This window comes from Amycolatopsis sp. AA4 (assembly GCF_002796545.1).
Classification (GTDB): Bacteria; Actinomycetota; Actinomycetes; order Mycobacteriales; family Pseudonocardiaceae; genus Amycolatopsis.
The window spans coordinates 128316-142375 of record NZ_CP024895.1 but is presented as its reverse complement, the minus strand read 5'-3'; the positions used below and the strand labels follow the sequence as shown (position 1 = coordinate 142375).

General features: G+C 66.8%; 8 protein-coding genes and 2 pseudogenes. 6 read left to right on the top strand and 4 right to left on the bottom strand.

Annotated elements, in window-relative coordinates; genetic code table 11:
• Positions 1–324 precede the first annotated feature (324 nt).
• Positions 325–1404 carry a hypothetical protein gene (locus tag CU254_RS43500; protein WP_009086104.1) on the top strand — a complete coding sequence of 360 codons (1080 nt, stop codon included), beginning with the start codon at positions 325–327 and terminating at the stop codon, positions 1402–1404.
• A 435-nt stretch (positions 1405–1839) separates the two neighbouring features.
• Entirely contained in the window at positions 1840–3858 is a 2019-nt protein-coding gene (locus tag CU254_RS41555) for a hypothetical protein (protein WP_009086106.1), read from the top strand.
• A 290-nt stretch (positions 3859–4148) separates the two neighbouring features.
• Here CU254_RS41555 and CU254_RS41550 read toward each other — a convergent pair whose 3' ends face one another.
• Entirely contained in the window at positions 4149–5126 is a 978-nt protein-coding gene (locus CU254_RS41550; RefSeq protein ID WP_100267202.1) for a replication protein RepA, read from the bottom strand.
• Between the two features lie 807 nt (positions 5127–5933).
• Here CU254_RS41550 and CU254_RS41545 point away from each other — a divergent pair.
• Both CU254_RS41545 and CU254_RS41540 read left to right on the top strand, forming a co-directional pair.
• Positions 5934–6698: a TnsA-like heteromeric transposase endonuclease subunit gene (locus CU254_RS41545; protein ID WP_009086111.1), complete on the top strand. Its 765-nt coding sequence runs from the start codon at positions 5934–5936 to the stop codon at positions 6696–6698.
• 62 nt (positions 6699–6760) lie between these two features.
• Complete coding sequence (locus tag CU254_RS41540) at positions 6761–8188, top strand: hypothetical protein (RefSeq protein ID WP_234392920.1); 1428 nt, start codon at positions 6761–6763, stop codon at positions 8186–8188.
• On the opposite strand, the pseudogene CU254_RS41535 reads toward CU254_RS41540, so the two are convergent.
• Positions 8146–9352: pseudogene (locus CU254_RS41535) on the bottom strand (IS110 family transposase). The gene CU254_RS41540 and the pseudogene CU254_RS41535 overlap by 43 nt on opposite strands.
• 241 nt (positions 9353–9593) lie before the next feature.
• Here CU254_RS41535 and CU254_RS41530 point away from each other — a divergent pair.
• Entirely contained in the window at positions 9594–10094 is a 501-nt protein-coding gene (locus CU254_RS41530) for a hypothetical protein (protein ID WP_009086116.1), read from the top strand.
• Between the two features lie 481 nt (positions 10095–10575).
• On the opposite strand, the gene CU254_RS44535 is transcribed toward CU254_RS41530, so the two are convergent.
• Together CU254_RS44535 and CU254_RS41520 are read right to left on the bottom strand one after the other, a co-directional pair.
• Complete coding sequence (locus tag CU254_RS44535; protein WP_009086117.1) at positions 10576–11412, bottom strand: hypothetical protein; 837 nt, start codon at positions 11410–11412, stop codon at positions 10576–10578.
• Positions 11409–12320, bottom strand: coding sequence for a ParA family protein (locus CU254_RS41520; RefSeq protein WP_009086119.1), 912 nt, complete (start codon positions 12318–12320; stop codon positions 11409–11411). The genes CU254_RS44535 and CU254_RS41520 overlap by 4 nt, the downstream gene beginning before the upstream one ends.
• 337 nt (positions 12321–12657) lie before the next feature.
• Between CU254_RS41520 and CU254_RS41515 the strand changes: the two are divergent.
• Positions 12658–12946 (top strand): annotated as a pseudogene (locus CU254_RS41515) (transposase); the annotation flags it as partial.
• Positions 12947–14060 lie beyond the last annotated feature (1114 nt).

The following is a 14060-nucleotide window of genomic DNA, read 5'->3' as shown; positions in this document are numbered from 1 at the left end:
CCCCCGTATGTTAGGCCGAAAGAGTGAAAGACGGTCACAGTGCGCGCTTAACCATAGTTAATCGGGTATTCAATCAACTCCCGGACGCAGGTCGCGAGGCTTTCCCGACGGCCCTCGCAGGACCCGTCGACGGGGCGGCACGGGCTGGATCGAACCGCCCGCGATCGCGTAGCGTCACCAACGGGACAGGGGGGAGGGAAATGATCTGGGGGTGGATCGCGGCCGGGGTCCTGTACGCGGCCGGCATCGGTTGCGTCGTCCGCGGCGCGCGGCAGCTGCACCGCCGCCGCCGGGCACGCCGAACCGCGCACGACGGAGACCGGGATGAGTGAGCCCGGCGGCCGTGCACACGAGGAGCGGGACCGCCGATCGGCAACGCGCAGCGCGTTGCGCGCCGTCGAGCGCGAAGCCCGCATCCTCCGCCGCCGCGGCTGGGCCCCTCGCGACCATCCGCGAGTGGTCCCCGCGCTCCTGGAGCATGCGTGCCGCACGCACCGGCAGCTGCTCGCCGCCGCCGCCGACCTCGCCGCCGCCTGGCTGGAAGGCGGCTCCGTCCCGCAGACGGCCCTCGCCCGCTACGGCGAACTCGTGGCGTGCTCCCGCTCGATCCGCCCGTTCCTCGTGACCGGCAGCGCGCAGATCTGGCACCTGCTCTACCGGGTCGGCCGCCTGGTCAGGCGCGAGCCGGCATGGGCACGGCCCGACGGCGCAGACCCCTGCCCGGAACGGCCGCGCCGACGTCCCCCACACGGGCGAGCCGCCGTGGTCAGGCCGCAACACGCCGGTGAAAGGCCACGGTCCTTGATCGCGCCTCATTTATGTACAAAAGTGTCCGCCATGCCGAAGCCTGGCGGAGCCAAACAGAGGCCATTCGGGCAGAAGACCCGCATGGAGCGTCCGAGCGTCGACGCGCGCCTGCACGCGGCGATGAGGGTCGCCGCCGTGCAGCGCGGCGAGGCGGGCACGCTGGCCTACGAACACATCGTGAAAGCAGGCCTCAAGGCCGTGGGCCTGGGGAACGTCGCCAAGCAAGCACTCGAGTCCGGCCCCGTTGTGACCAAAGAGGACATGGCCAGGCTCGAACGCGCCCTGTTCGCCAGGCTCGGCCTTTCGCCGAGGACGGCCAAACAGCATCCGCTCGGGCTGAGCATCCGCATGGAGCGTCCGAGCGTCGACGCCCGCCTGCACGCGGCGATGAGGGTCGCCGCCGTGCAGCGCGGCGAGGCGGGCACGCTGGCCTACGAACACATCGTGAAAGCAGGCCTCAAGGCCGTGGGCCTGGGAGATCTCGCCGACTACGCGTTCGCGTTCGGCACCGTCAAGACCAGAGACGACATGGAAAAGCTCGAACTCGCCTTGCTATCCATGATCGGCCTGGCCGAGGAGGAACAGATGGCGTCCTAAACGAGCCGAGGCGGCCTCCCCGATAGGGATGCCGCCTCGAAGCCTGGTAGCAACTGTCCGCCGACCTGGCAGTCAATGCGGCTAGTTGCACCTCACACCCCTGGTGCCACCCAGGGGCCCACACTTTTTCGCCCGACCTCGCAAGAAGGGCTTTGTCGTGCCTACGGTACCTGGTGCCGGAGGCATTTTCCAGCACTCGCGTGCTCTCGTGTCTCCGCGCGCCTTCTTCACGCTGCCTGTTTCCCCAGGCCAGCCGGTCTGTGTTGGGCAGATCACCGCCACGTCCCGCATGTCGACGTCGGGTCCGGCCGCACTGTCTCCGCGGTTGTGCGACGCCGTTCGGCGTCGGCCCGCGCCGGTGTCGCCCGCGCGTCGTGAGCGATTCCGCTCCCGCCCGAGCGCCCGTCGGCGTGCCGCGAACCGGGCGGTCGCGCGATGACCGCCTCCCCCGCCGAACCCGCCGGCCGTCATCCGCGGCCGGCGCGGACGCCCCGGATCGACGCCGCCGCGCACTGGCGGCTCGCGGCCGCGATCACCCCGCGCGCCGGGCTGCGCACCGACACCTGGGACGACGCTGCCTCGACGTGGCTGCACCAGTACGACCACCAGCCCTGGCCCGACGCGCCGCCGCCCGGCCCGCACGCTCTCTACCTCGCCGACGACAGCGGCCAGTTCCGCTTGCTGTGCTTCGACCTCGACGCCGCGCGCGGAGACGTGGCAGCCGATCTCGTCCGACTGGCCGACCTGCTCGACACCGTCGGCGCGCGCTACGCGGTCGCCGCGTCCGGCCCCGGCGGCGGCCGCCACGTGTGGCTCTCGCTCGGCCCGGACGGCGCCGCCGCGCTGGCCGTGCGCCGCCTGGCGAAGCTGCTCGCCCGGGAGCTGCCGACGCTCGACCACGGGATGCTGTGCAACCCGCGCACCGGTGCCGCGCGGGCGCCCGGCTCCCCGCACCGCGGCGGCGGGCACTCCCTGCTGCTGCAGCCCGCCGACCCGGACACCGCGACAGCGGTACTGACTGCGGCGAACCCGGGAGTCGTGGAGCGGCTCACCGAGCAGCTGCTCGCGACCACTACGACACCGGACGAACGCGCCGCCCCTTCTCCCGCCGCACGCCAGGTCGTCGATCGCGGCGGCGCACCGGCGCTGGCCGGGCTCCGCAGGGAACCGTCCCCGAGCACCCGCGCGGCGCTCGACACCGTCCCCCGCGACGGCGAGGCCAACGCGCTGCTCGCCTCCGTCCTGGTCGGACTGGCGCTCGCGCGCTGGTCGTGGCCGGAGGTGCACGCGCTGCTCGATCACGCACCGGGGCTCGAACACGCCCGCAGCCGGGCGAACCCGCGCTCCGGAGCACCCCGCATCCCCCGCGGCGACGCCGCGGCCCGGAACCTCCTGCTGCGCCAATGGCGGCGCAGCGTCGACTACGCCGCCCGCATCCCCGCCGCGGCCGCCGACGACGCCAACCGCGGCGAGGAGACCGCCAGCCTCGTCGCCGCCGTCCAGTCCGCCGCCGACGACGACCCCGCACGATGGGCCCGCCCCTCCGGCCCCGCCGACCGCGGCGTCCTGGACGCACTCTGCCTCGTCGCCCTGAACGCCTGCAGCGTCGAGGTCGACCTCGACATCCGGCGTACCGCGGCGATGGCGGGCATCAGCAAGTCCGCCGCCGCCCGCGCCTTCGACCGCCTCAGCAAGGACGGATTCCTCCTCCGCACGATCGACGCGTACGGACCGCGCGCCGCCACCTGGAAGCTGCTGCCCCCCGCGACCGCCCCTGAACAGCAGCAACAGGGTGGGACACAAGGACCCCGCCCCCCGTCAGGGGTCCGGGAAGATCTCCGCCACCGCCTCACGAAGACGCTCGGCGTCCGCGCCGCGGATGCCTTCGCCCCTCGAAACGTCGGAGGTTTGGGGCGCCACTGCGCCCGCATCGCCGCCGCGCTCCTGGAACCCCGAGACGCTCTCGAGCTGAGCCGTATATGCGGTTATACGGTCGGGACGTGTCGGCGACACCTGGCGACGATGACGTCGCTCGGCCTCCTCCGACGCAGCAGAGCGGGGCGGGCCGTGCTGAACGTCGCGAAGCTGACCGCGGCCGCGAAACGCCTGGGAACCCACGGGCACCGGGCGCAGCAAGCCCGCTGGACGGCGGTCGACCGAGCCGTCTACGCCTGGTGGCGGGAGGAACAACAGTGGATGCGGGCGCCGAAACGAGCGCGGCGGCCGTCGGCGGGCGAACGGAGCCTGCAGCTGTGGGGATCCGGACGCCGCGAACCGTTCCCCCGGACAGGCAGACGAGCCGACTTCGCCGAAGCCCGCCGCCTGACCGCGCAACGCCACGGCCTGCTCCCCGCGTCGCGGCTCTCGACCGACGACGTCGTGAAGCTCCTCGTCGACCAACTGGGCGCCGTCGCGCTCGAGCCGAGCGGCCGGCAGGAACACCTCAGCGCATGAAACGAGACCAGACCGCCTGCTCGCCGCGGATGCCGGCTCCGGTCGCGCAGCTGGGCACGGGCGGGTCTCCCCCACGGGACTGTCGGCCGGACCGAAGGCGGCGCACCGGAGCTGCCAGGACGCCGCGCGACCGGCCCGGCGGGTTCAGCGCCCCCCCTTGCGCGACAAGGGGGGGCGCTGCGGACAAACGCGCGGCGAGCGTCAGTCCGCGACGGCGGCCGGATGTGCCCCCTCGCGCCGAACGGCCCGGTCAAGGTGATGAATTTGCTCAGGTGGGTGGTCCTCGGGAATCAGTTCGCGGGTAGCCCGGTCCAGGCCGTAGCGCCAGATCCCAGTCGCCCGCGGGACTTTCTCGGTTGTACCGCCGTCGGCCCTGGTCCCAGCAGCAAGCCGTCATTGGTCACGGTGACATTCGCTTCCGGGTAGACGCGGCGGACGCTTTCCCAAGCAGGCAGAACCTTTTCCTTCAGCTTGTACCGTCCTTTGGAAGTCTTCGGGAATTGGTAGCCGAACTGATCGCCCATCCCGTCCCAGGTGAGCAGGAAGTACTTTCCGGTTTTGTTGAGGACGAACGCCTTGTAGGTGATGAAGGCGTAGAGGTCCATCGCGGCGGCCGACCCCAGCAGCCGGACGGCTTCGAGATCCAGCGGCACGGGGCTTTTGATGATCTCTTCGAAGAAGTCGCCGCTGAGCTGGACGTAGGACGGAAACAGCGACTCCTGCCCCATTTCGCCGTCGCCGAGATCCAGCCGCCATGCCCTGGCGATTTTCAGGTTGACACCGGCCTGAATCCGGTCGCCGTTGCCCATCCACTGGTAGCTGATGTCGGCGTTGAAGAGCCTGTTCGCCTGCTCCTTCACCCGGGTACGCGTCCCGTTGGGACCGCTTGTCGCCCGTTGGCCCAGAAGCTTCACCACGAAGTCGGACAACGACGAACCCAGTTCGATCTTGGGGTCCTGCGTGCGCAGGGCTTCGGCTGTAACCCACATCAGCAGCGCTCGCGGTATCACGCCAAAAGGCCAACCGTAGCTGCCGTGTTCGCCGTTGGGTTTCATGCTCACCCCAGGGCGGAGGGTAAGCCAGAAATCCCCGTTACGTCGAACCCATACATCGGTACCGGCCTTCGGTTGCCGGTACGGCAGCGACGCCAAGGTCAGCGGAGCGGCCTGGAACACGAGGGACTTACCACCCCCGCTCTGCCGGAATTCGGCGATCTGGGTCGCACGCTCGACGGATGCGTTCTTGGGACGCCCCTTGGCCGCTGGCATCCGCACAGACTAGGGGTTGAGCGACGGAGGAAGGTTGCGGCACGCCGAGGAACTCCGCAGGTCACGCATACCGAGAGCCCCCGTGCGGCGCGCCGCATGCCTGACATAAGAGGGGGAACAGCATCAGATTCGATGCTGACCTGGGAGATCGGATCTCAATCGTGTGACCTCGGGCGGCACGCGGAGATCGACGTTGCTCGGGCGTCCCGACATAAGAGGGGGAACGGCGCGAGCAGCACCTTCCGGAGGGCATAAGAGGGGGACGGATCAGCCCAGGACTCGTTCGCGCAGTGTGATGTTCAACTACGGTACGTGTCGACCACTCGATCTTGAGCACTAGCTGACCCTTGTGCCACGACTTGTCCCGACATAAGAGGGGGAATTTGCGCCCGGACCCGTCGCCAAGTCGCCGACGTCGGGCGCTTCGTTCGGTCTTATCCCGACATAAGAGGGGGAACGCGGCCTTGAAGTGTGAACAACCGGCCCGCGATCACGATGCTCCACACATAAGAGGGGGACTTACCGATCGGTGTTCTCCCAGGTCGGTTGACATAGGAGGGGGAACCAACCGCATAAGAGGGGGAACGGTCTCGCCATCGACGCAGGTCAGAGCGCATGCTCCCGGGCCCCTATTAGTCCTCTTGTAAAAAGATCTTCTAGTAGCAGTCGCATCCGAGATGTGGATCTGTGTCCTGTCCGCTCGAAGGTGGCGGGTTCCGGAGGTAGTTGGCGGGGTGGTGGCGGAGTTCGGGGTAGTTGGCGGGGGTCGGTGCAAACGGCATGGTGCTTGGCCGGGAAGATGCCGCGGTGCCGAAGCTGGATCTTGTGTCTGGTGGTGCCCTGGTTGCCGACGAGCGGTTCGAGGTCGCGTTCGCCGACGATGAGGGCGAGCAGCGTCTTGCGCTGACCAAGGCTTGGTCCGTCCCGTTTGAGTCCTGCCTGCCGGTGCGTGATTTCCCTTCATACAAAGGCCAACGTCACTACAACGGTCGCTGGTGGACCGCGACGACAGGCACGCTGGTCGGTTACGAGTCCTGGGTCGAGCGCGACACGCTCGTCATGCTCGACTTTGACGCCGACGTCGTGGGGATCGCGTCCCAGCCGTTCTGGCTGTTCTGGACCACCGCCCAGGGCAAACCTCGCTCGCACGCCCCAGATTACTTTGCCCGCATGGCCGACGGGTCAGCCAAGGTTCTGGACGTTCGTCCGGCTGACCGGATCAAACCGCGTGACCAGGCCGCTTTCGACGAAACCCGCGCCGCCTGCTCGTTGATGGGGTGGGCCTACGACGTGGTCGGCTCGCCGCCCGGAACGCTGCTGGCCAACGTCCGGTGGCTGGCCGGCTACCGCCATCCGCGCTACGACTTGCCAGAGATCGCGCCTGCGCTGCGCGCGGCGTTCGGCAAGCCACTGGGGCTTATGGACGGAGCACAGGCCGTCGGCGACCCGATCTCCGTGCTGCCGGTGCTTTTCCACTTGCTCTGGTGCCAGCAATTGCACACCGACCTGACCCGAGAGCTGACCCCGGATGCGGTGGTCACCACCGCGGCTACCAGGCAGGTGAGCGCATGACGGACGCTCGGCCAGTGCTTCACCTCGGTGATCGCATCGGCTTCGACGGCGACGAGCACATGGTGGTCGGGCTGGCGGGCACGTCGGTCCGGCTGCGCACCGACGCTGGCGGCGAGCAGGTGGTACTGGCCGGGCATCTAATGGCCGCTGCGGACTTCGCAGTCCTCGACGGCAGGGCCTTGCCGCGGGTCGAGCCGTTCGGACTTATGGAGTCCTTGCCCGCAGACGTCGTCGCCGACGCTGAACGTTGGCGCAACCACCTCGTCGAAGTCGAGACCGGGTTGCCGCACGACGCAGCGCCGGGCACCATGCCGCGCCTCGGTTACGACCCGCGGTCCACCACACTGGCCGAACGGCAGCGGACCAAGGCCGCGGAACTGGGCGTCGGCTTCCGCAGCATCGAACGCAAACGGGGCAACTACAACGCGCAAGGGTTGTGGGGACTGGTCGATCAGCGTGCTGCGCGGACGTTCGATGTCGCTGGGCAGGCCGACGCTCGCCTGCTCGATGTGCTGCGTGAACTGATCGCGGCGGAGACCGACGCGTCGACCGGCACACGATCGAGACTGATGCGCCGGGCAGAGAAAATGCTGGAGCAACGCCACGGGCCCGGAACAGTCCCCTTACCGGGCAAGACGGCGTTCTACGCACTGATCGACCGGCTAGCGGTCGGCCGACACACCTTCGGATCGGCGGTCACCCGTCGTCAGACGGCGAACCGGCCGACCGGGGCATTCACCGCGACGGCCGCTGCGAGGCCAGGCGAGCAGGTCCAGATCGACTCCACCCCGATCGACGTCATGGTCCTGGCCGCCGACGGCGTCCCGGTCCGCGCCGACCTCACGATCGCGGTCGACGTCGCGACCCGCACGATCTGCGCCGCAGTGCTGCGACCCGTCGGCACCAAGGCGGTCGACGCCTCGCTGCTGCTGGCGAAAATGCTCGTTCCCGAGCCGATGCGCCCCGGCTGGGCCGACGCGCTACGCATGTCAGCCTCTCGCATCCCGCACGAGCGGCTGCTCACGATCGACACACGGATGCGCGAAGCCGCTGCGCGGCCGACTTCACCTGGCGCCACGCCCGCCGCATGGTCACCGAATCCGGCCGCGACGCCACCGAAAACCGAGATCGCCCGCGCGCTGGACGCTTTGCTCACACGCGCCGAGCACGGCCCGGACAAGATCGGCGCGCGGATCGTGGCCCGCACACGAACCGCCGCGGTGAACCGCCAGCCTGAGGTTCGAGCGGCGGTGCAGTGGTCACGCGGTCACCTCGTCCGGGCGCAGCACCGCCGTGCAGATCGTGCGGGTCCCGGCTCGCCGACGGGGTCCGCGCGGGTGATCGACTGCTGGTCGGCGGACCGAACCAAGCCGCGGGACCAAGCGGCGTTCGACGCCACCCGCGCGGCTTGCGGCCTGCTGGGCTGGGGGGTGTCCTTATGTGGTTGTCAAGCCGCTGCAGGGGCGCTCGCGGGTTCGGGGTGTCGGTAGTGGGTGTTGTTGCGGAGCATGGCGTAGAGGACGTCGCAGCGTCGTCGGGCCAGGCAGATGAGGGCGGCGTTGTGTTTCTTGCCCTCAGCTCTCTTTTTGTCGTAGTAGTGCCTGCTGGTGGGGTCGGACAGGGCGGCGAAGGCGGCGAGGAAGAACGCGCGTTTGAGTTTGCGGTTGCCGGTGCGGGCGGGGTGCTCGCCTTTGATGCTGGTGCCGGAAGCTCGGGTGACCGGGGCGATCCCGGCGTAGGCCGCGAGATGCGCCGAGGACGCGAACCCGGAGGCGTCGCCGATCTCGAGCAGGATGCGCGCGCTGGTCCTGACTCCGATGCCGGGCATCGACGTCAGGACCCCGGCAAGAGGGTGCGCATCGAGTATCCCCTCGACTTGTCCGGCGACGGCTTTGCGTTGCTGGAGCACGGTTTTCAGGCTGTCGGCGAGCCGGGGCAGGACGGTGTCGGCGGCTGTGGTGCCGGGGACGGTGACGGTCTGCTCGTCCAGCGCGGCCATGATCGCCGCGACGAGTTTGTCGCCCATGCGGGGCGCGTGCGCGACGGCGATCGCGGTGAGTTTGCGGCGTCCGGCTTTGCGGATTCCGGCAGGCCCGCCGCAGCGGGAGAGGATCTCCAGCACCGCCGGGTGAGCGATTTTCGGGCCGATGGCGCGTTCGAGTGCGGGGTGGATGCCGGTGAGCAGGCCGCGGACGCGGTTGGACAGACGGGTCGCTTCGGCGGCGAGGTCGTCGTCGAACCCGACCAGCACGTCGAGTTCGGCCAGGGCGTCGTCGCCGAGGTCGACCTGGCGCAGGGTGTGCGGGAGCGAGCGGGCGGCGTCGGCGACGGGCGAACGCGTCGCGGGCGTCGGTTTTCGCCCGGCCGGGGTAGAGATCGGCGATGCGGCGCATCGCCAGGCCGGGCAGGTAGGCCACCTGGTGCCCGGCTGCGCGGGCGATCGCGACCGGCAGGGCTCCGATGGTGGCGGGCTGGTCGACCACGACCAGCAGCCGCCCGTGGCCGGCGAGTTTGTCGAACAACGCCCGCAGTTTCGGTTCGCTGTTGGGCAGCGGAGCGTCGTGCAGCCGCTTGCCGTCCGGGTCCAGCCCCACCGCGTGATGGTCACCCTTGCCCACGTCCAAGCCCAGAAAAACCCTGATATCGCTGGTCATCCACCATGCCCTTCGCCGTGGTGCGGGTGGTCGCCCGGTCGAGCATCGAGCGCCGGCACCCACGTTACGAGGAGACCTGCCCAGCGGCGGCCGTGTCCTTATCAGCGGTCGGTCGATGCCACCAGGCCCGGTGACACCACCCCCCGGATCATCACTTCGACTGGGGGACACAGTCATGCCGGACCTGGCGACCACAGCTCCTTGATCAGGAACTACGAAAACGGTAACGGGGGGGGTCCCAATGGCCTCAGAAGAACCGCTGCTCGACGTTGAGACATATTCGCTGCTCCTCTTGAGTTGGGAAACGACCTACGATTTTTCAGGTTGGATCGCCAGAGCGGTTGCGCTGGCAGCACAAGAGCTCGGAGGGTTCGAGGTACTGCTGTCAACGTGGGTTACGGATGATGCCTCGCTGGAATTCGACGTCGGGTGGCAGCGTGACTTCATTTACCAACTGCTATTTCCCGCTGATCAGCCCAAGCGAATTGCGCCGTCCACCCAGTTGGGAGGTGACTTGGCGCTCTGCGGACTTCGCCACCCCGACTGGGTTGACATGGTCGTTCGCGAGCAGGCGGACGCCGAGTTGACGAGCAACCTGGCTAGGATCTTCGTGCGTGCTTTTTGGGAAGTTCTCGACTGGCCTGACTGGTTCGTCGGTATTCTGGCCACGGTAGCTGTCAAGATCGGCGTCGACGAGTTCAATCCACCCGGTGTCGGCTCGACGTGGAGTCCTACACGCTGATGGTCATGATCGAAGGGGCCGCCGATCCTGAGTCGCCTGAGTTGCTGACTCGCATCAAGCAGCTTGACCGAGCGGCGACCAAACGAGGCTAGCTTCTTGCCCAGGTAGCGGCTATTCCGTCCACCAACGCCGATCGGGCCGAGGCAACTCGCCGCTGTCCTGTCTGCGAACTTGCGGGTGTCATTGCGGGGCCGAGCCGACCCCGCTGCATGACAGTGCAATCAAGTTTCCCTGCTGTAGATGGACACGATGGGGGCTGCTAGTTCGTCGGGGACGGGCAAACGCGCGCTGCGTCCTTGCTGGGGAATCCCTCCACGTCCGCAGATGAGGTGAGAGCGCTGCTGATTCGGGATCCCTCCCAGCGGCCCATTGCCGTGACGAACCCTCTCCTCTCCCCGTTCGTCACGGCAATGGGTCTGGTCTACCCGATCAATCAAGTGTGAGGCCCACGATGGCCCGCCTCCATTGACTAGGTGCTGAGCTACGTGCGGGCACTAAGAGCATCCAGATCCAGTGCGCCATCGGTAATGTCGCTCTGGTCGAGCGCATCAAGCAATCTAGCGACGAGGGCGCTTTGTACTTTGCCGAACATTCCGAAGCCAGCATGATCTCGGAGATCTACTTCGAGATCTTCCATGTCAGCCTCCACCGCAGGCTCAACGCGCGTCGTCGTGCCCCTGCCCACGTAGGGATGAAGCCCTCGTCCCTCCAGGTACTCCCGAGTCAGGTCGATCAACTGGTCGAGCGATTTCGGCCGTGATTTGAATGCAGCGTTGATGTAGTGCGTCTCGGCGATCTTGAGCCGATACTTCTTGTAGTCGCGGCTTCGTCGCCGCTCGAGTCGCCTCTTAACATCCTTCTCAAGACTGACCGACGCTGGGACCCATTCGGTACCAGTGAACGTGTGCGCAGCCCTGTAAGACTCGATCAACGCAGTGGGAGCCCAGGACGGATTCAGGGGAACGCTGTTGACATTCTCTGCTCGTTCGCCCGTCTGCTCTGCGGGCTCGGGCTTGGGTTCCGGCTTGGGCTCGGGCTTGGGCTCGGGCTTGGGCTCGGGCTTGGGCTCGGGCTTGGGCTCGGGCTTGGGCTCGGGCTTGGGCTCGGGCTTGGGCTCGGGCTTGGGCTCGGGCTTGGGCTCGGGCTTGGGCTCGGGCTTGGGTTCCGGCTTGGGCTCGGGCTTGGGCTCAGCGGAGTGTGCGGGCTTTGGTGCAGTAGGCAGAATTGTTGAATCAGCGTCGGGATCAATTGCGGGCTGCCCCCGTCGCTCACGACGCTCGCGCCTGATCCTCTCCGCTTTAGACTCTGCCGGGCTCACGCTTCTACCTCCCTGACCTGCGAGCGAGATCCAAAGATGTGTTCTTTTAGAAAGTCTCTAAAAAGCTTCGACATATCTTGCGCGCCTTGACCCTTGTATTCTTCGAGGCGCTTACCGTTGTTGTATGCCTCATGAACAGTCGCCGGTCGATATGGAATTTCGAGCACTACTTCGCCTTGTCCTACAATGTTGCCTTCGTTGTCGAGCAGGCCGAACTCTTCGAAGGCTTGTGCCCGGATGTCCACGTTTGCGGCAGCCCGCATGTCCAGTCCAGTGACCACGACGCCCACCCACTTCAAGGGATGAACGCCCTGAATCGCTAAGACGCGATCCTTGGCTTGCTTCGCCTTAAGAACGGAGTCAGCAGTGTTTCCGATGGGGGAAAAGGCCACATCGCATGCGTACATTACCATCGTTACGAGTGCAGCTCGTCGCCCGGCGGTGTCAAGTGCTAAAAGATCGAACTCATCGTACAAGCCAGCTTCTTCAAAAATCTCCCTAATGAGCCACTGCCAGTTCTGGCCATTCAAGGTTACCTGGCTGATAGCTAGAAGTTGTTTTCCTGCAGGTATGAACTTAACCCCGGGCCAATCGATAGACTGGATTACCTCACGGAGTTTTTCTGCTCCTGCTTCGTAGTCGAATTGGTCATCTCCGTTTAGAATTCCAGCTGCAATGAGTACATCAGCCAAGCCAGGAGCGTCTTTGAGTCCTGGGTTGTTTTCCACGAAGCGCGCGGTCAAGTTGGCTTCGGGATCTGCGTCCATCATCAGGACTGACTTACCTTGCGAGGAAGCCTCACTGGCAAGGTGGTGTGTGAGAAAAGATTTTCCAGGGCCGCCCTTACCGGAGAGAGCCGTGGTAGCAACCCCTCGCGGACCATCCTCCGGTGGGTCTAGCTGGGTCATCTGCGGACTCCTGTGCGGTTGAAGTCTGTCTGTGAGTGGTGCGCGCTGGCGCGCACCACGTGACGCATGGAGCACCGTACTGCATCCCGCAGTCGGGGCTCGCAACAGCCGCCCAGCGTGTCGACCTGACGTCATCTAGGCCAGCAACGTACGGCCACGCCTTTTCAGAGTTTTATGGTTTCAGGCTTTTAGAAAATGCAGGTAGAGGCGTTGCGGCCAGTTTTGTCACTGTGACACAAGTAGCTGGTATGGCACCTAGTGCGGGCGTACCTGCTGGTAGCGAAGTTCAGTGTCACGTGACGAAACTCTAGGGGTGATTAGTCTCAACCCCGCCGCCTGCCCCTGGTCTCACTCGGGCCGGTTCCGCTCTGAAGCCGCGTTCGCAGCCTTCGCGGGTGCTTGCGCCGATCCCGGCCTCGTCCGGGATGACCCACCGGCACCGCCTCAATCGCGGCGGAGACCGACAGCTCAACCGGGCACTGCACACGATCACGATGATCCGCATGCGCGTCGACCCCGCAACCAAGGCCTACATTGCCAAACGCGCAGCCGAGGGCAAGACGTCCCGCGATGCGCAACGATGCATCAAACGCGCCCTCGCCCGCACAATCTTCAAACTCCTCGAGCGAACCACACCCGAAAGCCCCGTCCGCGAATCGCAGACCCCGCACCATCGCGGCTTGACACGACATAGCAGCCTCGGGGGGGCAAGATGGCGGTCGAACCTGAACCAGCGCATCCAGTTCGGCCCAGGGCGCCGTCGCCGAGGACGACCTAGTGCAGGGGAAGCACCTGCGGCGTCGGCGATGACGAACGCGCCGCGGTCGTCGACCTTCGCGCGGCCGGGGGCCCCACAGAGAGATCGGCCTATACGGGGGCCCCACGCCCGGGCAAATAAGCCCCCACGGCACCCCCCGGCAACGCGCGCTGTGGGTAACTGTCGACCTGCTCCGCGACGATCGGGGGCGGTTCTGGTCGCGGTCGCGCGCAGTCCGTGGGCGGCGAGCTTGTCGAGCAGGGGCGTTCGGTTCGCTGTTGGGCGGCGGTTCGGTTGGGGGCCCAACTGCTTCCGTCCTGGGGGCTAAGCGCCACGGTGTGATACTTGCTCTTGCCCACGTCCCATGCCCACAGAAGAACACCGATACCGCGCTTGGTCACCGGTCGTTCGGATCGAAGCATCGAGCGCTGGCACTCACGTCACGAGGAGACTTGACCTGTGCACGCACGGCGTGCCCCTCGTCAGCGGCAGGTCGATGGCCACCAGGCCCCGGTGATGTCACTTCCCGAGGTCGCCACTTCGAGTCGTGCCGAACCTGGGGAGACCACAGCGCCTCGATCAGGAACCACGAAAAACGGTACCGCCATCCTCATGCCTGTCGGCGCTTGCATCGGGGGAGCCCTAACAATGGGTACCATCAGTTCGACGAAACCGTCGGCGGAGCCTGGCGATTGCGGGCTGCTGCTCGGCGGCTTTGATCTTCGGCCTCGACAAGGGTGGTGTTCGTGTCATTCGCTCTCGCTCCCCCGTCGATGCCGCAGAATACGATTCTCCCTGGCGCAGTCGCTCGAACTCGGGTCGTGCGGGGCCCAGGTGTGGCACTCCTCTATACGGAAGGTCCGTAGCCCCGCCCTCCGATTGAGTCCGTTAAACAAGGTACGGGGCGGAGGCCTAGGCAGGGTGCGGATCCGTCGAAATCGACGGATCGGCTTCTCGGTCCGTCGCCCGGACAAAGGGGGGCG

What these genes read in the sequence shown, in the direction of transcription:
- CU254_RS41555 (WP_009086106.1), top strand. Translation starts at nt 1,840, where the DNA reads ATGACCGCCTCCCCCGCCGAACCCGCCGGCCGTCATCCGCGGCCGGCG.
- CU254_RS41520 (WP_009086119.1), bottom strand. Translation starts at nt 12,320, where the DNA reads ATGACCCAGCTAGACCCACCGGAGGATGGTCCGCGAGGGGTTGCTACC.
- CU254_RS41550 (WP_100267202.1), bottom strand. Translation starts at nt 5,126, where the DNA reads ATGCCAGCGGCCAAGGGGCGTCCCAAGAACGCATCCGTCGAGCGTGCG.
- CU254_RS41530 (WP_009086116.1), top strand. Translation starts at nt 9,594, where the DNA reads ATGGCCTCAGAAGAACCGCTGCTCGACGTTGAGACATATTCGCTGCTC.
- CU254_RS43500 (WP_009086104.1), top strand. Translation starts at nt 325, where the DNA reads ATGAGTGAGCCCGGCGGCCGTGCACACGAGGAGCGGGACCGCCGATCG.